The organism is Echinicola rosea, from assembly GCF_005281475.1.
Classification (GTDB): domain Bacteria; phylum Bacteroidota; class Bacteroidia; order Cytophagales; family Cyclobacteriaceae; genus Echinicola; species Echinicola rosea.
In genome coordinates, this window is the sequence record NZ_CP040106.1 from 3,840,572 (window position 1) to 3,862,612 (window position 22,041).

Sequence of the window (22,041 nt, forward strand, 5' to 3'; positions counted from 1 at the left end):
TTTAGATTTTCAATAGATTAATTTGGGTAGGGGCTTGCTAAAATCAAATGACCCTGCATACGCAAATTTGCGTCAGGGTCATTTGAAAGTTAGCTTATAGCATTGGTTGCTAGTGGTTTATTTTAATTCTTTTATTTTGATGCTTTTAAAGCTTACGAGGTTTCCATGATCCTGGAGAAGGATGTGTCCTTCCTCAGCCTCACCAAAATCCTCCCATTTAGCGTATTTACTACCTGCTACCAGGTCACGATACTCTTTGGATCCTCTTTCATATTCCAGCACCTTGATGCCATTTAAATAATGCTCTACATGGTTGTTTGGATAAACGACCACTCTTCCTTGATTCCATTCGCCGATTTTTTTGGTAAACCGGGGTTGTTTGTCCGCTGTGATCAGGTCATAGAGTGATGAAAGGGTTCTGTTACCATCTTTTCCTTTTTTCGCATCCGGGTGTCTTTCGTCATCCAGGATTTGGTATTCCAGGCCGATGGCCGAACCAGAGGTCTTCTCATCCAATGTAACAAAGTACTTCACACCACTATTCGCTCCTTCGGTCAATTTGAACTGGAAAGAAAGGTCGAAAGCACTGTATGTGTCTTTTGTCACGATGTCTCCATAGGATTGGGATTCACTACCGTCAGATTCTGCAATCGACAGGACACCATCACTGATCGACCATCCTTTTGAGGGAAATTCTTCTCCATTTGCAGACCTCCAGCCTTCGTTACTGCTACCGTTGAATAGTAATTTCCAACCATCTTCTTTTTCGTATTCAGTAAGCTTATTGTCCACGGTACTTACCACATAATGTCCTTTTTCAAAGGCCTTCGGTTGAAGGTTTTCTGTTTGGATCTTTATGTTTTTGAAATAGGTCTTTCTTCCAGCATGGTCAGGGTTGCTTCCGATGCTGTGTACTTGCAGGCCGATAAAACCTTGACTGTCCATATCATCCATCACATAGGCAACCGGCTGGCCATTTACCCATGTCTTGATTTCATTGCCAATCGCCTCAATACGGTAATGATTGTATTCGCCGAGTTTGAAGGCCTTTCTGGCTTCTGGATTTAAGCTCAGTGGATACAACCAACCTCGTCGGGCTTCGTCATAAATGCCTCCTGACCAAGCTCTTTCTTTGGGGTCTGCTTCTACTTGATAGCCAAAAACACGGTTTTTCTCAGCATTGTACTGTCCTCTCGTCATTACACCGGAATTGCTTGTCTCATCCTCTATCTTTAGATCAAGTTCCAAAATGTAATCACTAAAGACCTTTTCCGTAGAAAGAAAGGTATTGGGTGTATTTACTTTAGAAATACCCACGATGGCGTCGTCTTCAATAACAAATTCTGCTTCGCCACCCAGGGCTTTCCAACCTTCTAGTGATTCACCATCAAAAAGTGAGGTCCATCCGTCTGCAGTGGCAGTGCTTTCTTTTTTCTGCTCGCAGGAAAAACAAATTATTCCACTTAAAACAAGGGTAAGTGGGAAAGATAATTTCTTAAACATGTTTATCTTGGTTTTATTAATTTTAGCATGTTAAAAATGAGGATTTAATCCCTGCTTGTCAAATATTGTAAGTAGTTTAATTACGAAATCGATTCCGAGAAGCAGGGGGTGAGGTTGGGATGTGATTATATGCTTTCCCTCTTTCTTCCCATTAATAAAATTTCTCCGGATTTCACCATTAAACAGAATGAACGCCATTTTTCAGTTTGATCCGTAATTAGGCTATTCAAGGGCCGTCAAATGGAAGCGATACCTTTATGGGACTTATTAACTGAATCCGCCTTGCAGGTATTGGGCGTTAAGAAATTTAAAATGCGGGCGGGCAAAAAGGCAGGCTTGTTTGACGAAATGCTGACCAAAAAGAATGTTGGCTGCTAAAAAGAAGGAGTTTGCCTGCACGAGGGAAGGTTTTAATTTTAGACCGATAGATGCACACCTGTGCGCCGTGGCGTAGCGGCGTTTTTTTTTGGGGGTTACTTATTTGACCTGAAGCAAAAAAGTAACAAAGGTAAAGGGATGAAAACACCTAGGAATTTAGCTAGAAAAATAACTGCCCAAGGAAAAAAGATCGCACACATATTTCCAAATACATAATAAACTAAACGGCATTAAAATCGGGTTCAATGCAAAAAAAAAAACGCCCGAAGGCGTTTTTTATAATGTTAATCCAAAAGTCTCTTATTTGGAGTCTTTCATCTAGGTTATTAAAGCGACACTCCTCTTTTCCAAGGGATAAAGTCGTCCTGGTTTAGCAATTGTGCTTTGGCTTTTTTATTGCCGCTGGCGACCTCGATGATGTGTTCCAGGATTTCTTCCCCCATCTGATCGATGGTTTTGTCTCCAGAGATGACGCCCCCCGTATTGATGTCGATGATATCGTCCATCTTTTCAGCCAAAATGTGGTTGGAGCTTACTTTCAGCACCGGAGTTACCGGGTTACCGGTTGGCGTTCCCAATCCTGTAGTGAAGAGAATGACATTAGCGCCAGAACCGGCCATGGCAGTAGTACTTTCCACATCATTTCCTGGGGTACATAATAAGTTCAGGCCAGGCTTTTGGGCGTATTCTGCATAATCCAGCACATCCACAATAGGGGAGGTCCCTCCTTTTTTGGCAGCACCAGCAGATTTCATGGCATCGGTGATCAGTCCATCCTTGATATTTCCTGGACTTGGATTCATATCAAAACCCGATCCCACCGCTTCCGCTGAAGCCGCATAAGCACGCATGAGGGATACGAATTTATCTGCTGATTTGTCGGTCGTACAACGATTGATCAGCTCTTGCTCCACACCACAGAGTTCTGGGAATTCCGATAAGATCGTTTTTCCGCCCAAGGCCACCACCAGGTCGGAGGCGTGTCCCACGGATGGATTGGCAGAGATGCCCGAAAAACCATCTGATCCGCCGCATTCCAAACCAACGGTAAGCTTGCTCAATGGCGCCGGCTTGCGTTCCAATTGGTCTGCATCGGTAAGGGCGAGGAAGGTCTTTTGAATGGCATTGGTCAGCAGATTGTTTTCAGTGCCTTCTTGCTGCTGTTCCAAAATGAGCACTGGTTTTTCAAGTTCTGGATTGATATTGTCCAATTTTTCCCTCAGGATAGAAGGTTGTGCATTTTGACATCCCAAACTAAGAATAGTGGCCCCTGCTACGTTGGGATTGTTGATGTAGCCGGCAATTAGGCCACATAGCATTTCTGAATCCTGCCTGATTCCACCGCAGCCCGCTTGGTGTGTAAGGAATTTGATGCCGTCAATGTTTTTGAAAATGCGTGATTCACCTTCAGTTTCCGCCGTTTCCACATTTAGGGCTTCGATTTCCGATTTTTTCCCTTGGGTATAAAGGTCCTTCATTTGCTTTACAAAGCTTTTGTATTTATTGGGCTTGGCAAATCCCAATTCCTCAACAAAAGCATTTTTCATGATTTCGATGTTTCTGTTTTCACAGAACACCAACGGTATTACTAGCCAGTAATTGGCAGTTCCTACTTGGCCATCTTGGCGATGGTAGCCCATGAAGGTACGATCAGCCCATTTGCTGACATCGGGGGCACTCCAAGGTTTGAAATCCCGAACTCCGGTAAATTCTGAGGTTTTGTGGGCTACATTTTGGGTTGTCAATACTTCACCCTTTGCGATATGGTGCATGGCTTTGCCACAGATGATTCCATACATATAGATATCTTCATCAGTGGCAAATTCACCTTCTGCAAATTTATGCTTTGCCTTAACATCATGTGTAAGTGTGATATCGTTTCCCTCAAACTCAATTTTCTCACCAGCCTTAAGGTCAGTCAATGCCACCAACACATTATCTTTTGGGTGAATCTTTAAGATTTTATGTAACATGTGAATTAAAATTTATTATATTGCGCAATCGATTGCACAATTTAGGCAAAAAAATGCTAATGCAAATGAAAATTCCGGTTTTTTTCTTCTTGGAAAATATTTTAATCGGTTTTGGAGTCCTTTGTCTAAATGAAACACCAGTTGAGTGATCTAATAGAAAGAAAAATTTAATGGGATCTCTGAAAATGATCCATAAAATTTTTTTTGGAAATTTATTTGGGCTTAATTCGGTAGATGAAAACGGGGCTGCATACCGCTACGTGCTTCATGGAGGTGTTGTTTCTACCGTGTTCAGTGCAATAAGAATGTTGATTTTCAAGGTACAGCAGCTGGTCGGGGAGAGGATTTTAGGCTCTTGGAAAATCGACCATTATTACAATTAATAAATTAAATGACTTAAATAACCAGTAACCAATAACCGATAGATGAATAAGCGAGTAATCACGCTCGGAGAAATCATGATGAGACTCTCTACTCCGGGCCATGAAAGATTTGTCAGTAGTAATCAGTATAATATTGTTTATGGCGGAGCTGAGGCCAATGTCGGAATTTCGCTTGCCAATTGGGGAGTATCCACCGCACATGTAACAGCGTTTCCCAATAACGATATCGGAAAAGCCGCCCTACAGTATTTGCGCTATGCAGGTTTGGATACACAGTATGTGTTTTTTGAGGAAGGGAGAATGGGGCTATATTTTGTGGAGAATGGGGCGATGCAGCGTTCATCCAAAATTATCTATGACCGTTTTGATTCCGTATTTGCCAATTTTGATGGTGCTTCCATTGATTGGAAAAAAGTCTTTGAGGGAGCGGATTGGTTTCACTGGACAGGGATCACGCCTGCAATATCGGCCTCTGCAGCGAAGATTTGTGAAGCAGCAGTCGATGCGGCCAGTGAACTTGGAGTCAAAATAAGTGGCGACATCAATTACCGTAGGAACCTATGGCAGTATGGCAAACAGCCACTGGATATTATGCCCGGTCTGATCGGCAAGACCAATTTGATCATTGCCGGACTGACGGATTTTGAAAATTGCATGGACATTCACGAGAGTGATTATGTAGCAGCTTGTAAAAAAGCGCAAGAGACATGTCCGTCAATTGAATATGTCTCAACCACTCATCGAAAAAGCATTAGTGCCAGCCATAATGGGCTTTCTGGTGTACTCTGGAATGGTCAGGAACTATTAGAGAGCAAAAGCTATGACATGACGCACATTGTGGACCGAGTAGGAGGAGGCGATGCATATATGGCAGGGCTGATCTATGGATTGCTGACTGGGGATGACCAAGAGGCATTGGAGTTTGCCGTAGCGGCTTCTGTCTTGAAACATTCCATTCCAGGAGATGCCAATTTTGTATCTGTTGACGAAGTAGCTCAGTTGGTAAAAGGGGAAAATGTAGGAAAATTATTAAGGTAGTTAATCAGTAAATATCATATGAAATTTAGCAATAATGAGATCATTGAAGCAATGGAAAAAACAGGGATGATCCCCGTTTTCAACCACAGTGATCTGGAAGTAGCCAAGAATGTAATGGATGCCTCGTACAATGGAGGTGTTCGCGTATTTGAATTCACCAATAGGGGTGAGAATGCGCTGGAGGTTTTCCGTGAGTTAAAATCCTATTCAAGTAGGCACAAGGGGCTTATTTTAGGTATCGGCACCATTTTTACCCCGAAGGAGGTAGAAGACTTTATCGAGGCAGGTGCAGATTTTATTGTTTCTCCAGCCCTTATACCGAATGTAGCCGTAACTTCTACCCGGAACAACATCCTCTGGATTCCTGGCTGTGGTACCGTTACGGAGATTTTTAATGCGCAAGAGATGGGCGCACAGGTCATCAAAGCATTCCCTGGCAATGTACTTGGTCCATCGTTTATTGCTGCGGTAAAAGCTGTGCTTCCTTCCCTTAAAATCATGCCTACGGGTGGGGTAGAGCCCACTGAAGAAAACCTGAGCCAATGGTTTAAAGCAGGGGTTACCTGTGTGGGAATGGGATCTCAGTTGTTTAAGAAGGACTGGATTCGCCAAAAGAAATTTGATGCACTCGAAAAACAGATTTCGGATGCGCTGAATACTATTCAAGTGATTAGAAATACCCAATAGTACATGAAGAAGTTAATCAATTACCATAGACCCAATTTTCTTGTTAGTGTACTGTTATCCAGTTTTTTATTGTCTTTCATCTCATGTGGTGGTCCAGGTGAAAAAAAGGTGATCAAACTTGGACATGGGCTTGACACCAAGCACCCGGTACATGAGGCGATGCTTTACATGGCAGACCGCCTGGAAGAGAAATCTAACGGTCAATTGACCATGAAGGTATATCCAAATGCCCAATTGGGCAATGAAAGAGAATTGGTGGAATTGTTGCAAATCGGAAGCCTCGGTATGACCAAGGTTTCTTCTGCCGTTATGGAAAGTTTTGCTCCTAAGATTCAAGTACTTAGCCAGCCTTATCTTTTCAGGGACAATGCGCATCGTGAGCGAGTGCTCAGTGGTGAAATTGGCAAGATGTTGCTAAATGAAGGTACCCAATTCTGGCTTAAAGGCCTTTGCTTTTACGATGCTGGTTCCAGAAGTTTTTATACCAAAGACAAGCCAGTGAAAAGCCCTGAGGACTTAGTTGGAAAAAAAATCAGGGTGATGGAAAGTAATACGGCCATTAACATGGTCAATAGCTTTGGTGGGTCACCTACGCCGGTTTCTTGGGGAGAGCTATATACGGCACTTCAGCAGGGAATTGTCGATGGGGCCGAGAACAATCCTCCCAGTGTCATCAGTTCCAGACACTATGAAATCTGTAAGTACTATTCACTGGACGAACATACGGCAGTGCCGGATATGCTGATCGTCAGCACCAAGGTGTGGGACCGGCTTACCAAGGAAGAACAGCAATGGCTTCAGGAAGCTGCGGATGAATCTTCCAAATTCCAGTATAAAATTTGGGCGGAAGCAGAGGAGGAGAGCATGAGGATCTTGGAAGAGGAAGGAGTTACCATTACCCGTCCGGATAAGGAACCCTTCAGGAAGGCGGTAGAGCCCATGTATGAGCAGATCAAGCAAACACAGCCAGAAATGTACGAGATCATAGAAAAGATAAGGAACCATGAATAACCAAAGTAATTCACTCAAGAATCGTATAAACCATAATGTGGGTTACGTACTGATGTCTATCATGACACTAATGGTCATTAATGTGACCTGGCAGGTGCTATCCCGATATGTTTTCCAATCACCAAGTTCTTTTACGGATGAATTGGCCAGGTTTTTATTGATCTGGCTGGGGATGCTGGGTGCGGCATATGTGGCAGGACATAACGAACATTTGGCCATCGATATATTGCCCTCCAAGCTTACGGGCAAGGCCAAGAATAATCTGATGATCTTTATTCATATTATCATTATTGCCTTTTCCGTTCCGGTCATGATATTTGGTGGCAGTAACCTGGTGTACATCACGTATATGCTGGGGCAAAAATCCACTACCTTACAAATACCCTTGGCATATGTTTATACCATTATACCGATTAGTGGCGTCTTGATCCTGATTTATCAATTGTCTGATATCAAACTCCTTCTTCACCAAAACCCAAAATCATAATCATGGAATACATCACTATAATCATATTAGTACTTAGTTTTATCACCCTGATGGGATTGGGGGTTCCGGTGGCATGGAGCTTAGGATTTTCCAGCTTGTTGACGCTGATGGTGACGGTGGCAGCGGTGCCTTCTATGACGACCATCGCCCAACGAATGGGGGCAGGACTGAACAGTTTTTCGCTATTGGCGATTCCCTTCTTCATTTTGGCAGGGGAGATAATGAACAAGGGAGGTATTGCCAATAGACTCATTAATCTGGCCAAAGCGCTTACAGGAAGGCTTCCCGGCGGACTACTCTATGTAAATGTTATTGCAGCCATGCTTTTTGGTGCGATCGCCGGATCTGCGGTCGCGGCAGCGTCTGCCCTTGGAGGGATTTTGGGAAAAAGAATGGAGGACGAGGGGTATCCCAAAGAACTCGGGGTAGCAGTAAACGTAACTTCTTCTACCACGGGATTGGTAATTCCACCTTCAAATGTCTTGATTGTGTACTCGCTGGCCAGTGGTGGCGTTTCTATTGCGGCGCTTTTTATAGCAGGATATATTCCAGGGCTTTTTATGGGGCTACTTTTGATGTTGACTGCGGCATATTTCATCAGGAAGCATAAATTACCAGCAGGTGAACGTACTTCTTTTAAAGAACTCGGTAGGGTTTTCTTTTCAGCGGCACCTAGTTTGACTTTACTGGTGATTGTGATCGGTGGTATTGTGATGGGAGTATTCACTGCGACAGAAGCTTCTGCGATTGCGGTGTTATATTGCCTTGGACTTTCCTTTTTTTATGGAGAACTAAAGGTGAAAGATTTACCTGCTATTTTGCTAAAATCTTCTGCCACCACAGCAGTAGTGGCGATGTTGATCGCTACATCCATGGCGATGTCATGGGTAATGTCCAGTGAGGATATCCCCCAATCGATTAGTGCAGTGCTTTTGTCATTGAGTGATAATAAGTTTGTGATCCTTATTATCATCAACTTAATCCTTCTTTTTGTTGGAATATTTATGGATATGACACCGGCGGTACTGATCTTTACGCCAATTTTCTTGCCTGTGGTTACAGAACTGGGGATAGACCCCGTACATTTCGGTATCATTATGGTGCTGAACTTATGTATTGGACTGTGTACACCACCTGTGGGATCGGTACTCTTTATCGGGGTGGGAGTGGCCAAAACTTCCATTGCCCAAGTGGTCAGGCCATTACTTCCCTTCTTTATAGCCATGATTATTGGTTTGGCGATCATTACCATTTGGCCACAAATGACCCTTTGGTTACCAAGCCTTTTTGGATTATAATATCCTTTTTTAGTTTACAAAAACTGATAATAGAAATCATACAACCATTTGGCTTTTCAATTCATTGAAGAGTCAAATGGTTTTTTTTATAGCCGGTGTATCATCCCGGAATCAAGACCGAAATATGCATTTGACTATATCCGCCAATAGCTTCAAACCAACTGTTTTTGTGCACTTTCTGCTTAGCACGGGGATTTCTAGTCATTAGCGACATGACCCCCAACATGTACTTTCCAAATGACATGGTTAAACGCACCAAAAATATATGGTATAGTACCTAATTGCGCATGAAATTGCTATATTTAAGTAGTTTTCGTGCAAATAGCCTATTTTAATTTGATTAAGTTTTCATTCAAACGATAGGGGTACCACGAAGAAAGGCCTTGGATGATTGGGATTTTTATTGTTACCACAGATGTCATTTAGTACTTGCAATTAAAACGTTAGTATTTCAATATCGTTGAATACTACTGTAGTCCATTTCGATTGCTACCACCAATTATATACCCGTCCATAACTTATCTTTAGGCTTATTAGGTCATTATGTGAATCCCTGATTTTTGAATTATGAAAGATGTACTGAGCTTTTCCAGAGACAATGTATTTTCTACAACCAAAGTGGTAGAGGATGACTTCACGTCGAGTAAAAATTATTTTGTGAGCGATAAGATCCTCGTTCATTTTTTACAAAAGGAATTTTCATCAGATGTCTGGTCATTTATCCAGGCACGTCTAAGCAGACTGGGTAAATCTGCTGCAATGGATATGGATGAACTTTCCTTAGCCGCTGATAAAAATCCTCCAAAGCTAATCAGAAGGGATCTTTTTGGCAGGGACATTCAGAAAATCGTCTATCATCCCGCTTATAACAAATTACTAAAAATCGCTGTAAACGAGGGCATTCTTAGCATAAAGTGGCATCCCAAATATCGGATGGAGTATAAAAATCAACTACACCGCATGGGGTTTAGCTTGGCTTTTATTTACGGAATGGGAGAGAGTGGTGTATCTTGTCCTCTATGCATGACCGATGGTGCTGCTACAATCCTCGATAAGCACCTGCCGCCGCAGGACAGTAAGCGATTGATCGAGCATATTTATACCGCCGATTTTGATGATTTCTATACAGGAGCCATGTTCCTGACCGAAAAATCGGGGGGATCAGATGTTGGCGCTAACCAAGTGCTGGCAAAAAAAGTCGATGACGCTACTTACCTTCTCAACGGGGAAAAGTGGTTTTGCAGCAATGCATCGGCAGAGATTAAACTGGTACTGGCTAGAACGGATGCTGCTATAAAAGGAACCCAGGGATTATCACTTTTCTTGGTAGAAAACACACCTTTTGATAAGGAAGTCGGAAGGATGGATTATGTCCGGCTTAAGGACAAAATGGGGGTGAAATCAATGGCGACGGCAGAAATAATTTTTAAGGATACCAAAGCGACCATCATAGGAAATGAAGGTGAAGGTTTTAAGATCATGACCGAAATGATCAATCTCTCCCGGCTTTGGAATGCGGTCATTTCGATCGCTGGATTCCGAAGATGCATGATCGAAGCTTACCAATTTTTATGCTATCGACAAACATTTGGAAAAAAGGCACTGGAACATGCGCTGGTAAGGAATAAATTATATGAATTGGCTTCTCGCTATGTAGCTGATTTTTACCTTACTTGGAAGACGATCGGAATGTTGGATAAGTTAGAAGGTGGAGAGGAAGAATATAGGAGCATGCTCCGTGTGCTCATTCCTATGGTAAAGAAGCAAACTGCAGAAACAAGCGTGTATGGCATTCGCGAATGCATGGAGCTGATGGGTGGATTGGGATATATGGAAGAAGGGGTGGTGCCAAAGTTTATGCGTGATAGTCTGGTGCTGCCTATTTGGGAGGGAACCAGTAATATGATGGTCTTGGACACTTTAAGGGCATATGCAAAAGGAGAGGGGCTCGAAAGACTTGTCAACCAAACCAAGGATGCCCTCAACAGAAAGTCCGGCATGGAAAAGGAACTAGCAAACTTAAATTATGTTTTGGGCCAGCTAGACACCTTAGAAGTGGTCGATAGGGAAACCGCGGAATACAACTCAAAGGAGGTTTTTGAAAAGATCACTCGTTATATCCAATTAGGAATGCTTATTAATCAAGAAGACCGCGAAAGTGCTTCTTGGATACGTCCCACCATCCATTGGCTTAGGCAGGCCCTGTCGGACAAAAAAGAATTGATTAAATCTCCAATTACTACTGAGGAGATCATCAGGATGATTGCTTGGGGATTTTAAGTGATGCATTGCTTTTGATCTTGGTCATTCAGCGGAGGAAGATCAGGGAAATCACTTTTAACCCCATGAAGTTATTTAATCCAGGCAAAAATAGTCAGACCGAGCGGACCTGTCTCTTTCGCCAAATAAAGTCAAGGTCCAATGTCTAGCCTTCGACTCAGCTCAGGCTGATGTCTCTCTACTATTAGTTTAAAAGCGGATTCCCCGGGAGGAAGATGAACTATTTTTCGAAATTATTTCAACACTATTATAAACCATAAGGGCTGAAGGTGCGTTATTAACCCAACCTTTTATGATAATTGGATGAAAATAAACATTCTAATTTTCTTTTTAGTAGGCTGTTTTAGTATTGAAATGGCAGAAGCTCAAGAAAATGATCCTCGAAAATCCTCTAACAAACTTGAAAAAAGAGGACTTATTTATCGATATATTAATGGGCTGATCAATGATACCAGTGATGTCGCCGAACCTAGGTTTTTATTTTATCCCACACTGGCTTATGCTCCTGAGACGAGTTGGGAGATTGGGCTGAGCTCTTTATATGTGTTTTATGCAAAAAGGGACACCTCCAATCGGCTAAGTGAGATCAATGGATTTACATTTTTTACTTTGGAAGGCCAATATGGATTATGGTTTGATCATGCGATCTATAGTGACAAGGAGGATTGGTTTTTTCTTGGCAAACTCCGCTTTCAGCGATTTCCCATGTACTATTATGGAATCGGTCCCGATACACCGAAGGAGTATATGGCAGTGGTCGATTCCCGTCAAGTATTGATCAAGGAACGGGTCTTACGTAAACTGAGGAAGGACTTCTATTTGGGTATGGAACTCGACCTGAATAACTTCGGATCTGTTGAATTCAATCCCAAAGAGGAAGGTGGAGATATCGACTATCCAGTGGGGGCAGAAGGTTCTACAAATCTAGGACTGGGGGTCGGGCTGGTTTATGATAATAGGCATAACGTGCTCAATGTCCGTGACGGACTGTTTTCGGAATTGGCCTATATCAAATATGCCCCTTTTTGGGCCGGTAAATATGAATTTGCCACGATCATCACGGACAATAGAATCTACCGCCCAGTCAGCAAAAACAATGTCCTGGCCGCTCAGCTGTTTGGTCAATTCAATACAGGAAATGTTCCATTCAATATGATGAGTGCTCTGGGCGGAGAAAGTATGATGCGGGGATATTACTATGGTCGTTACCGGGACAACAACTACCTGACCACACAGGTGGAAATGCGTTTCCTACCTTTGCCTTTAGGATTTTCCAAACGGATAGGCGCAGCCGTTTTCGGTGGAGCAGGAACTGTATTTGATGACTTCAGTAACCTGTCGCTCGATAAAATAGTGTGGTCGGCAGGTGCTGGACTTCGGTTTTTGTTGTTCCCTTCCAAGGATATTTATACGCGAATTGATGCTGCTTTTACCCAAGAGGGCCACGGTTTTTACATTTATATTGGTGAGGCTTTTTAATGCTCCATGCAATGATGTATGGTTAAGGAAAATTTTTCAGAAGGAGGATCCGCGCTTATTCATTGATCAGGTTAAAGAGCATTTCTGGCTCATCAGTAGTGATGAAGTCCACATTTTGTTGTAATAGCCACTGCATATCTTCTTTGTTATTTACCGTCCAGGCATTTACTGTCAATCCCAGCGCTTGTGCTTCTTTAATCCACTCTGGTTTTTGACGGAGCAGTTTAATATTGTAATCAAAGCCAAAGAATCCAGCATCTTTTAGTGCTGCCGGGGATTTATCTCCACTTAGATATGCAACGTTAGCTGTAGGATCAAGCGCTATGGCACGTAGCCCACCCTCATAGCTGAAGGTGATATAATCGACCCACTTTTCGGCATTTAGATCTTGTACGGTCCTAACGGACTTCTCAGCAATGTATTCACTTCTTTCAGTGCTTATTTTTGAAGGCTTTATCTCAAAAATCAACTTGGTAGTAGTTTGTTCCATGCCCTTTTTCAGGTACTCTTCTACCGTTGCAATGCTTTCGCCATTATTATGCTTCTTGCTAAGGAGTTGTTCATAAGTAGATTCCTCAATAATTAAGCCTTCAAAATCGGCGTCATGGTTTACCACCAACACACTATCAGCTGTCATCCACACGTCAAACTCAGAACCTTCACAACCCAACTCCACGGCCCTTTCAAGGGAAGCCAGCGAATTTTGGGGAAGGTCTAAATTTTTCCAAGCACCACGGTGTGCAATTATCTTATTGTGATGAAAATCCATTTTTGATGTACAGGACAAAAGTAATGTGAAAAGAAAAACAGTAGTAATTAACGTTTTCATGAATGATGATAGTTCTAATATTAAAATAATTCCAAGTAAATCTAACTAAAAACAGAAGTTATTAATTATTCCAGGAAATAATTAATATAAAAATAATCTACTCTAGCAAGCTTACTTTTAGGTGTCATATTCCTTGAAGCTTATTAACATTAAATTAAAAATCCGTTACCTTGTCATGTTCAAAGGCGTTTTTTATCTATTCAATGATCTTAAAATGCATTTTGTTTCGTAAGTTTAAAAAGTTTGATTGTGATTTGGGATGATATCCCTAAAGCAATTAAGTATTGGATACAAATCACCCATCCACAAGAATATCCTTTACTTGTGCTCCTTGATTCGCCGAATCCGATCAGATAAAGATTGACACTTAATCACCGTAATTAGTAAGGTATGTCCAAAATACTGATCCTTGAGATAGATAACAGTCTATCTGATAATATCCGGGAAATCCTTCAAATGGAAGGCCATAAGCTCTTGGAAATAGATGACGTGAGTGACTTGAAGGATACTATAAATCTATTTGAGCCAGATTTGTTCATTATTGGAGCCTTTTTGGAGCGTAAAGCCTCCGGACCGGCGGCTGTGAATATAATGCGTGAGTGTCATCAAATTCCAGTAATGTTTATTTCCGATGTGTATTCTCAGGTACATTTTGAGAAGGACATCAGTGAAATCGCTAACTCTACCATTTTGACCAAGCCCTTCAAAGCAAAAGATTTGGTCAAGAAAGTCGATGAAATTTTGATTTCTCCCGAAAATCAAAGATAGAACTCCAGTTAATTACATTAAATATTGGACTTGCAAACCTATTGCATGGCTAAATTTGGTAACTTTGTTTCAGATGAAAGTCATGCAGGTCATATTGAGATATTACTTGCTGGTGTTGGTCGTACTTCCATGTGCTGATGAACATCAGACGATGGTTTCTGAAAATCAGGATACTGTGGTGGCATTGGAGAATCAAGGTCATTCCCATGACTCCGATGAGGACCACTGTTCCCCGCTATGTGTGTGCCATTGCTGTCATATTCATTATGTGCTAAGTGATAAGCCGCAAGTGAATTTTGTCAGGCAATTTACATCCATACATCCTTCACTTTTTAATAATTTCAAAGGAATCCATTCTTTTGATTTTTTGAAACCGCCCAAAGGTTTTTCTCCCTTTACTTACTTCGGATAAGCTGTTGGCAATAGTGTGTGTTTTCCCTTTTGAGATGATCAGTGGGGAGCGGTTCCGTATGGACTGTTTAATAGGCTATTTTTGTTTTGGTGATGCTATCTCCATAGCTACCAAAAGTTGATTGTAATAGCCTTTTACCGTATTGACATCAGCTAGTGTGCGCGCCAGCAGCGTGCAAAATCCCCTTTACCCAATTAAGATCTGCAAAAGGACCATGGAGCAATTTGACTTCATATTTGCCTTTTTCAACTATAAAATATCAGTAAAATGATCAATCAGCTTATTACATTTTCTATCAAAAATAAGCTCATTATCGGACTGTTTACCTTGGCCTTGGTAGGACTTGGTACCTGGAGTATGCTGCAAGTACCCATCGATGCGGTGCCTGACATAACCAATAATCAGGTACAAGTCATCACCCAAGCGCCGAATTTAGGAACAGAAGATATCGAGCAATTTGTCACTTACCCTGTGGAATTGGCAATGGCCAACCTACCGGGGGTGAAGGAGGTCAGGTCCGTTTCGCGGTTTGGACTGTCTGTGGTGACGATCGTCTTTGATGATGATAAGGGAACCTATCTGCCCAGGCAGCTGGTATCCGAAAAACTAATTGAAGTCCGCGACGAAATTCCAGAAGGCTTTGGGAAACCTAGCATGGGGCCTATAAGCACTGGTCTGGGGGAAATTTATCAATACACCTTGGAAGTGGACAGTGCCTATCGTGACCAATATACCATCACCCAGCTCCGTACTATACAGGATTGGATCATCAAACGCCAGATGGCCATGGTACCCGGTGTGGTAGAAGTGAATGCCTTTGGTGGTAAAATAAAGCAATATGAAGTAGCCGTAAACCCGGAAGATCTGAGGGCTATTGGTCTCAGCATAAGTGATATCTATACCGCATTGGAGCAGAATAACCAAAACACTGGTGGTGCTTATATCGAACGGAACCATCAAGCCAATTTTATCCGTGGAGAAGGCCTGGCCAGGAGTTTGGATGACATCCGAAATATCACCATTGCCAACCAGAATGGCATCCCAATCACAGTAAATGATGTGGCAGATGTAAGGTACGGACATGCCGTCCGATACGGAGCATTTACCAAAAACGGCACCGGTGAAGCGGTCGGAGGAATGATCCTGATGCTGAAAGGAGCAAACTCCGATAAGGTCATCGAATCGGTGAAAGAGCGGATCGAGCAGATCCAGCTTAGTCTTCCGGATGGAGTCAGCATAAAGCCATTTCTGGACAGGAGTGATCTGGTCCAAGAAACCACCTCTACCGTCACATCGAATTTATTGGAAGGCGGGCTGATCGTTATTTTCGTATTGGTACTGCTGCTTGGCAATTGGCGGGGAGGTTTGATCGTGGCCTCGACGATTCCATTGAGCTTGTTGTTTACATTTATTCTTATGAATGCCTTCGATGTCTGGGCAAACCTCATGAGTTTAGGGGCTATAGATTTTGGGATTATTGTGGACGGAGCAGTCATTATCGTGGAAAGTACGGTATTTTATTTACACCAAAAAGCTCAGAAGACCAAAGCCATCCAACAAAAAGACCGGGATCAACAAGCGGCGGATGCATCAAAGAAAATGATGAACTCTGCTTTTTTCGGTCAGTTGATCATTTTAATAGTCTTTTTGCCCATTTTAGCGCTTGAAGGAGTAGAAGGTAAGATGTTTCAGCCGATGGCATTGACGTTTATTTTTGCCATGCTTGGCGCCATGCTGCTCTGCCTCACTTATGTGCCCATGATGTCTGCTCTTTTCATTCGTGTGCGCAAAGACACCCGTAATAGTTGGGGTGACCGGGCGATCATTTGGTTGGAGAACAGGTATGTTCCGCTGCTTGAACGCGCACTGAAACGTGGCAAATGGATAGCAGGTATGGCCATAGCGTTTTTTGGCGCTGCGCTATTTATTTTCAAGGATATGGGAGGAGAATTTATCCCGCAATTGGATGAAGGGGATATTGCTTTTCACATCATTCTTTCTCCTGGAAGCTCACTATCCGAGTCAGTGGCCACTTCCACCCAGGTAGAGCAGATCATTCTCAACAATTTTCCAGAGGTAGAACAGGTGATGACTCGTTTTGGCGTATCTGATGTGCCCACCGATCCCATGCCCATGGATCTTGGCGATTGTATAGTGATCTTAAAACCCAAAGACCAATGGGTCTCGGCCACATCCAAAGAAGCACTCATTGAAAAAATAAAAGCCAAAATCAGTGTGCTTCCCGGTGTCAATTACGAGTTTACACAGCCTATCGAGATGCGGTTCAACGAGCTGCTGACAGGCGTAAGGGAAGACATTGCTGTAAAATTGTTTGGAGAAGACTTAGACGTATTGGCTGATAAGGCGAATGAAATGGGGCAGTTGATCAGTGGAATAGACGGGGTGGCTGATCTAAGGGTAGAAGCGACCACAGGACTGCCGCAAATGACCGTCCACTATAACCGTGAAAAACTCGCCCAATATGATTTGGACATTTCCACGTTAAACACCGTGGTCCAGACGGCGTTCGCCGGCAAGCGTGCAGGGGTTATTTTTGAAGGAGAAAGACGGTTCGATTTGGTCATAAGGTTGGACTCTGCGAATCGAAAAAGCATTAACGATATCCGAAATCTGTACGTCAATATCTCTGATGACCATCAGATTCCCCTTAAGGAAGTAGCCGAGATCAACTATAAATCCGGCCCCATGCAGATCAGTCGTGACAATACCAACCGAAGAACGTATGTCGGTATCAATGTTCGTGGCCGGGACATCGAATCATTGGTAGCAGAAATCAAGGATAAGTTAACCAATTCCCTTGATCTTCCACCGGGATATTACATTCGCTATGGGGGAGCTTTTGAGAATTTGGAAAGGGCCTCAAAGCGTCTTCAATTAGTGGTTCCTGTGGCTCTGGCAAGTATATTTATGTTGATTTTCTTTGCGCTGAAATCTGTAAAACAAACGCTCATGATCTACATGGCCATACCTCTGGCGACCATAGGAGGTGTTTTTTCGCTTTGGTTAAGGGGAATGCCTTTCAGCATTTCTGCAGGAGTAGGCTTTATTGTCCTTTTTGGCGTAGCGGTTCTGAATGGTCTAGTACTCATTAATGGCCTCAATGAGCTTAAAACTGAAAGCAACCTGTCGCTCACGGAACGGATTAAAACCGGTACCAAAAGGCGAATCAGACCGATTCTTCTGACCGCGCTTACAGATATTTTGGGCTTTTTACCCATGTCAATTTCTGCTTCCTCAGGCGCAGAAGTACAGCGGCCATTGGCTACTGTGGTCATTGGGGGGCTGATCACTTCTACATTGCTTACCCTATTCCTTTTACCCATACTTTATCAATGGATGGAAAATACCAAAACCAATATGAAGACAACTAAAACGGGTATGATGCTAGCACTGCTTACGTTGGGGCTATTGGGTGCCACCAATGTTATGGCGCAAAATGCACAAGTGAGTCAGCCCATCACCTTAGATGAGGCGATTGCCCGTGCCAATGAGCGGTATCCCATGATCCAAAATGCCCAATTGGAGATCGATAAGCAGACAGTGCTCAAAAAGAAAGCCTGGGACATCGGAAATACCCAGGTCTATACCGGTGGAGAAGAGCTGAAAGACAAGCTTGGCGTTTACACCACCATTGGCATCCAACAGCAGCAGATGGATGTTTTTGGGATTCCCTCCAAAACCAAATATCAGCAGGAGAGAATTGGACTTGCTAAAGCTTCCCTGGACCTGTCAGCAGCTGAACTGGCCAAAGAAGTAAGCCTGGCTTATGCACAAGCATATAGCGCCAAGCAACGGTATAAGCTTTTGGAAAAGATGGATTCCTTGTATGCCCATTTTGAACGTGCGGCCCGCATCCGGTATGAGACAGAGGCTACGAGTAAATTGGAGTGGCTTAGTGCCCAGAACAAATCAAAGCAGATGACCATTCAGAAGGAACAAGGCTTTCGAGATTACCAGATTAACCTTAACAAACTTAACCTATGGTTGGTCAGTGATACGCTATTTACCGTTCAGGTAAATGATCGGGAGAAGTTTTTGACTCTTGGTCAGGACACCAGTGCCATAGATGCCCATCCGCAGATATTAATGGCAAATCAACAGCAAGAACTGGCAAATCAAGGAATTAAAACGGCCAAAGCTGGCTATTTACCGAAGGTTTATGCACAATACGGCATCCAAGAAGTCCAAGGTGTATCAGGCTTTTCCACATTTCAGTTGGGCATTAGTATCCCTTTGGCCTTCCATCAAAACCAGGCAGATGTCCGTGAAGCAAGGTTGGCTGCAAGACAAGCAAGCAGTGTCCTGGACCAAACAAAAATGGAATTTGACGTGGCCCACCAAACGGCAAAGCAGCAATACCTAAAATGGAAAAATGCCTTAGAATATTATGAATCAGAGGCCCTTCCATTGGCTAAAGAGCAGGAGCGTGGTGCGTTATTGGCCTACCAAGAGGGTGCCATAGACTATGTGACATTCCTACAGAATATCAATGATGCATTAACCATTGAGCAAAATGCACAGGAAACACTTAAATCCTACCTCATTAGTAAAATAGAACTGGAATATTTTAATCGTTCAATCAGCAATCAATATGAATAATACCCATAGATTACAAACCATATGCACTCCCACAGTGCCCATATTCCACAAGATAATCGGCAGCGTTGCGATGATCGCTTTGCTCTCCATTGCCGGATGTAATGATCAGCAGAACGTAACTGTCCATAGCGATAAAGAGGAGAAACACGAGGAAGGAGTCCACCTGCCCAACCAACAAGTAAAAGCCCTTCAGCTTAACATAGATACGGTAAGCTCGCGGGCAATGGCACACTTGGTGGAAGTAAATGGCATACTGGAAGTACCCCCTCAAAACGAAGCTGCTGTCACGGCTTATATCGGTGCCAATGTCATGGATATTAAGGTCATTGAAGGGGATAAAGTACAAAAGGGGCAAGCCTTGGCCTACCTTTCCCATCCCGAAATGATCCAAATTCAGTCGGACTATAGCCAAAGCTGGCATAAACTTAACTATCTCCAGAAGGAGTTTAAGCGCCAAAATACTCTTTATGAGGAAGAAGTCGGCTCTGGACGGGACAAGGAAAAAATCGCCGCGGAATTAGCGACCCTACGTGCGTCGATTAGTGGACAGGAAAGCCAACTGAGATTGTTGGGCTTAGATCCAGCAGCCATCCGCGATGGGGTCATTACCGAACGAATCCCTATTAAAAGCCCCATATCAGGCTATATCAAGGAAGTTCATATTAAGACGGGACAGTATGTTGGGCCCGAATATGAGATGTTTGAAGTGGTCAATATCCATCATATTCATGCTGATTTAATGGTGTTTGAGAAAGATGTGAGCAAGGTAAAAGAAGGGCAAAAGGTGCGATTTACCGTAGAGACCCTGCCTGGTGAGGAGTTGATTGCTGAGGTATATTCAGTGGGAAAATCTTTTGAATCAAAACCAAAGGCCGTTCATATTCATGCGGAAATAGAGAATAAAAAAGGGCTCCTGATTCCTGGGATGTACGTCAAGGGACAAGTCATTACTGATAAAACCAAGCAGCCCGCAGTACCCGAAGCAGCGATTGTTAACGAAGACGATCGCAATTTCCTCTTTTCCGTAATGCAGCAGGGAGAAGAATGGATATTCGAAAAAACTGAAATTATCGTAGATGGCCAGGATGCGGGATGGGTTTCCATTAAATTCATGCGCTCGGAAGATGCTGGGAAAAAATATGTCATGAACAACGCGTATTACCTGGTGGCAGAATCCAAGAAAAGTGAAGGAGGACATCACCACTAAGTCCCTCGCTTGATTCAACCAAAAGGGAAAAGCCGCAATTTTTTTATTTGTGGCTTTTCCTTATAATTGGTAAAGCTATTTGATTAATCTGCCCATATGAAATCAATTTTAACAGTTCTTATATGGCTACTTTCCATAAGTACGAATGTTTTTGCCAGTCCAATAAAAGAAAAATTACTGCTCATTCCACTGGATGATCGACCACCCTGTTTACAGTTTCCTGTAAAACTCGGAGATATTGTCGGTGTGGAAATTATCACACCTCCCAAGGAACTATTGGGCAACTTGCATGAGGCAGGAAATACGGATGCATTGGCTCGTTGGATCAAGCGACAGCCCATTGAAGATCTGGATGGGCTTATACTTGCAGCAGATATGTTGGCATATGGAGGGTTGGTGGCCAGTAGGAAATATGGGGTAAAGGTGGATACAGCATTGCGTAGATTAGAGTTGATTAAATCTATAAAAGAGAAGCATCCCCACCTGCCGGTATTGGTCCAAAGTGTCATCATGCGCTTGGCGCCCACAGCAGACGGTACGAATGAAGCGTATCGGGTAAAGCTGGCTAAATGGGCATCCACGGTAGATCCAACAGAAAAATTAGCATTGGAGCGTCAATTGCCAAAAGCTGTAATATCCGATTATTTGGATGCAAGAAACCGAAATCACCAAGTGAATCGTCAATTGATCGAATGGGCAAACGAAGGCCTGATCGATTACCTTGTACTTTCGCAGGATGATGCCAAACCTACTGGGCTCCATGTTGCAGAAAAGGAACAGGTTCTTCGACTAGCCCAGCGATCCAAATTAAAGGATAAGGTGGCCATCCAGACCGGTACCGATGAAGTAGCCATGTTGCTCCTTAGCCGTTTAGTCAATCAACAAAACCACCTTAAGCCAAGGGTTAGCGTTTACTATTCTTCCGAAACCATGCGATATGAAATGATGCCTTTTGAAGATGATCCGCTTGATGAAACGGTTCATAAAATGGTGACTAGCGCAGGAGGAGTGGTGGTGGAACAAGGGGAAAACCCCGAACTTCACTGGTACATTTACACCTCACGGTACAGTGAAGAAGAAACAAAACGATTTATAGAGGCCATTGTCCAAGCTGTGGAAAAAGGCGAAAAGGTAATCCTTTCGGATATAGATCCGATAGGAGATGTACAAGGAGGTGCAGCTACATTTTCAGAAGCCATGATAAAAAGCGGCATATTACCCAAACTGTACGGTTATGCCTCCTGGAATACTGCTGGAAATACCTTGGGTACAGCATTGCCTCAGGGTTTTCTCTATCACGCTTACAGATCCACCACTGAGCAGGAAAAAGAGGCTATTGGTAATCCCTCGTCCCAACATTGGTTTACGATCCATCGAATGGTAAATGATTATGTTTATAATAACACCGTGAGAGAGGCATTGAAGGAGGCTTTTGGTATGGAATATACGAATGCCACTGTTTTGTCCAGCGATCGGCTTGAAGTGGCTGAAAATATGGCATTTGATACTATAAATTCATCTTTGGAGGATATTGTTCATTATAATTTTCAGGATCGGTTTGAAGTGAAACATTTGAAATTTGAATTGCCTTGGAACAGGGCTTTTGAGGCATTAATTGATTTTGAATTGATTAAATTACCTGTGAAGAAGGTGGATCATCAATAATTATTAATACCTTAATTATCATT

General features: G+C 42.9%; 16 protein-coding genes. 13 read left to right on the forward strand and 3 right to left on the reverse strand.

All coding sequences use genetic code 11. The features are described 5' to 3' along the window. Positions 1-117 precede the first annotated feature (117 nt). Both FDP09_RS15205 and FDP09_RS15210 read right to left on the reverse strand, forming a co-directional pair. A complete protein-coding gene (locus FDP09_RS15205; RefSeq protein ID WP_137403486.1) occupies positions 118-1,503 on the reverse strand; it encodes a 3-keto-disaccharide hydrolase in 1,386 nt (461 codons plus the stop codon). 704 nt (positions 1,504-2,207) lie between these two features. Further along, positions 2,208-3,854 (reverse strand): UxaA family hydrolase, encoded by a 1,647-nt coding sequence (locus tag FDP09_RS15210; RefSeq protein WP_137403487.1) that lies wholly within the window; start codon positions 3,852-3,854, stop codon positions 2,208-2,210. Positions 3,855-4,039: 185 nt separating this feature from the next. Between FDP09_RS15210 and FDP09_RS15215 the strand changes: the two genes are divergently transcribed. The 8 genes from FDP09_RS15215 (at position 4,040) to FDP09_RS15250 (ending at position 12,517) form a co-directional block, all read left to right on the forward strand. Beyond that, a complete protein-coding gene (locus FDP09_RS15215; protein ID WP_137403488.1) occupies positions 4,040-4,237 on the forward strand; it encodes a hypothetical protein in 198 nt (65 codons plus the stop codon). Positions 4,238-4,279: 42 nt separating this feature from the next. Beyond that, positions 4,280-5,275 carry a sugar kinase gene (locus FDP09_RS15220; RefSeq protein ID WP_137403489.1) on the forward strand — a complete coding sequence of 332 codons (996 nt, stop codon included), beginning with the start codon at positions 4,280-4,282 and terminating at the stop codon, positions 5,273-5,275. 18 nt (positions 5,276-5,293) lie between these two features. Beyond that, the gene (locus FDP09_RS15225; RefSeq protein WP_137403490.1) at positions 5,294-5,962 is read left to right on the forward strand and encodes a bifunctional 4-hydroxy-2-oxoglutarate aldolase/2-dehydro-3-deoxy-phosphogluconate aldolase; all 669 of its coding nucleotides are present in this window, start codon (positions 5,294-5,296) and stop codon (positions 5,960-5,962) included. Positions 5,963-5,965: 3 nt separating this feature from the next. Then, on the forward strand, positions 5,966-6,973 hold the full coding sequence (locus tag FDP09_RS15230; protein ID WP_137403491.1) for a TRAP transporter substrate-binding protein: 1,008 nt from the start codon (positions 5,966-5,968) through the stop codon (positions 6,971-6,973). Then, complete coding sequence (locus FDP09_RS15235) at positions 6,966-7,460, forward strand: TRAP transporter small permease (RefSeq protein WP_137403492.1); 495 nt, start codon at positions 6,966-6,968, stop codon at positions 7,458-7,460. The genes FDP09_RS15230 and FDP09_RS15235 overlap by 8 nt, the downstream gene beginning before the upstream one ends. A 2-nt stretch (positions 7,461-7,462) precedes the next feature. Beyond that, positions 7,463-8,758 (forward strand): TRAP transporter large permease, encoded by a 1,296-nt coding sequence (locus tag FDP09_RS15240; RefSeq protein WP_137403493.1) that lies wholly within the window; start codon positions 7,463-7,465, stop codon positions 8,756-8,758. Between the two features lie 567 nt (positions 8,759-9,325). Beyond that, positions 9,326-11,038: an acyl-CoA dehydrogenase family protein gene (locus tag FDP09_RS15245; RefSeq protein ID WP_137403494.1), complete on the forward strand. Its 1,713-nt coding sequence runs from the start codon at positions 9,326-9,328 to the stop codon at positions 11,036-11,038. Between the two features lie 303 nt (positions 11,039-11,341). Further along, complete coding sequence (locus FDP09_RS15250) at positions 11,342-12,517, forward strand: BamA/TamA family outer membrane protein (protein WP_137403495.1); 1,176 nt, start codon at positions 11,342-11,344, stop codon at positions 12,515-12,517. 55 nt (positions 12,518-12,572) lie between these two features. Here FDP09_RS15250 and FDP09_RS15255 read toward each other — a convergent pair whose 3' ends face one another. Then, complete coding sequence (locus FDP09_RS15255) at positions 12,573-13,346, reverse strand: glycerophosphodiester phosphodiesterase (protein WP_137403496.1); 774 nt, start codon at positions 13,344-13,346, stop codon at positions 12,573-12,575. 390 nt (positions 13,347-13,736) lie between these two features. Here FDP09_RS15255 and FDP09_RS15260 point away from each other — a divergent pair, with 390 nt between their 5' ends. From FDP09_RS15260 to FDP09_RS15280, 5 genes are all read left to right on the forward strand, one after another. Then, the gene (locus tag FDP09_RS15260; protein ID WP_137403497.1) at positions 13,737-14,114 is read left to right on the forward strand and encodes a response regulator; all 378 of its coding nucleotides are present in this window, start codon (positions 13,737-13,739) and stop codon (positions 14,112-14,114) included. 73 nt (positions 14,115-14,187) lie between these two features. Beyond that, positions 14,188-14,526 (forward strand): DUF6660 family protein, encoded by a 339-nt coding sequence (locus FDP09_RS15265; protein WP_137403498.1) that lies wholly within the window; start codon positions 14,188-14,190, stop codon positions 14,524-14,526. 267 nt (positions 14,527-14,793) lie between these two features. Further along, a complete protein-coding gene (locus FDP09_RS15270; RefSeq protein WP_137403499.1) occupies positions 14,794-19,146 on the forward strand; it encodes a CusA/CzcA family heavy metal efflux RND transporter in 4,353 nt (1,450 codons plus the stop codon). Continuing rightward, complete coding sequence (locus FDP09_RS15275; RefSeq protein WP_229683446.1) at positions 19,139-20,353, forward strand: efflux RND transporter periplasmic adaptor subunit; 1,215 nt, start codon at positions 19,139-19,141, stop codon at positions 20,351-20,353. The genes FDP09_RS15270 and FDP09_RS15275 overlap by 8 nt, the downstream gene beginning before the upstream one ends. A gap of 96 nt (positions 20,354-20,449) precedes the next feature. After that, on the forward strand, positions 20,450-22,018 hold the full coding sequence (locus tag FDP09_RS15280; protein WP_137403500.1) for a DUF4127 family protein: 1,569 nt from the start codon (positions 20,450-20,452) through the stop codon (positions 22,016-22,018). Positions 22,019-22,041 lie beyond the last annotated feature (23 nt).

Bases quoted from the DNA above. Each gene is read 5' to 3' on its own strand.
- FDP09_RS15235 (WP_137403492.1), top strand. From the start codon at position 6,966: ATGAATAACCAAAGTAATTCACTCAAGAATCGTATAAACCATAATGTG.
- FDP09_RS15230 (WP_137403491.1), top strand. From the start codon at position 5,966: ATGAAGAAGTTAATCAATTACCATAGACCCAATTTTCTTGTTAGTGTA.
- FDP09_RS15225 (WP_137403490.1), top strand. From the start codon at position 5,294: ATGAAATTTAGCAATAATGAGATCATTGAAGCAATGGAAAAAACAGGG.
- FDP09_RS15220 (WP_137403489.1), top strand. From the start codon at position 4,280: ATGAATAAGCGAGTAATCACGCTCGGAGAAATCATGATGAGACTCTCT.
- FDP09_RS15210 (WP_137403487.1), bottom strand. From the start codon at position 3,854: ATGTTACATAAAATCTTAAAGATTCACCCAAAAGATAATGTGTTGGTG.
- FDP09_RS15250 (WP_137403495.1), top strand. From the start codon at position 11,342: ATGAAAATAAACATTCTAATTTTCTTTTTAGTAGGCTGTTTTAGTATT.
- FDP09_RS15280 (WP_137403500.1), top strand. From the start codon at position 20,450: ATGAAATCAATTTTAACAGTTCTTATATGGCTACTTTCCATAAGTACG.
- FDP09_RS15240 (WP_137403493.1), top strand. From the start codon at position 7,463: ATGGAATACATCACTATAATCATATTAGTACTTAGTTTTATCACCCTG.
- FDP09_RS15205 (WP_137403486.1), bottom strand. From the start codon at position 1,503: ATGTTTAAGAAATTATCTTTCCCACTTACCCTTGTTTTAAGTGGAATA.
- FDP09_RS15215 (WP_137403488.1), top strand. From the start codon at position 4,040: ATGATCCATAAAATTTTTTTTGGAAATTTATTTGGGCTTAATTCGGTA.
- FDP09_RS15270 (WP_137403499.1), top strand. From the start codon at position 14,794: ATGATCAATCAGCTTATTACATTTTCTATCAAAAATAAGCTCATTATC.
- FDP09_RS15265 (WP_137403498.1), top strand. From the start codon at position 14,188: ATGAAAGTCATGCAGGTCATATTGAGATATTACTTGCTGGTGTTGGTC.
- FDP09_RS15255 (WP_137403496.1), bottom strand. From the start codon at position 13,346: ATGAAAACGTTAATTACTACTGTTTTTCTTTTCACATTACTTTTGTCC.
- FDP09_RS15260 (WP_137403497.1), top strand. From the start codon at position 13,737: ATGTCCAAAATACTGATCCTTGAGATAGATAACAGTCTATCTGATAAT.
- FDP09_RS15275 (WP_229683446.1), top strand. From the start codon at position 19,139: ATGAATAATACCCATAGATTACAAACCATATGCACTCCCACAGTGCCC.
- FDP09_RS15245 (WP_137403494.1), top strand. From the start codon at position 9,326: ATGAAAGATGTACTGAGCTTTTCCAGAGACAATGTATTTTCTACAACC.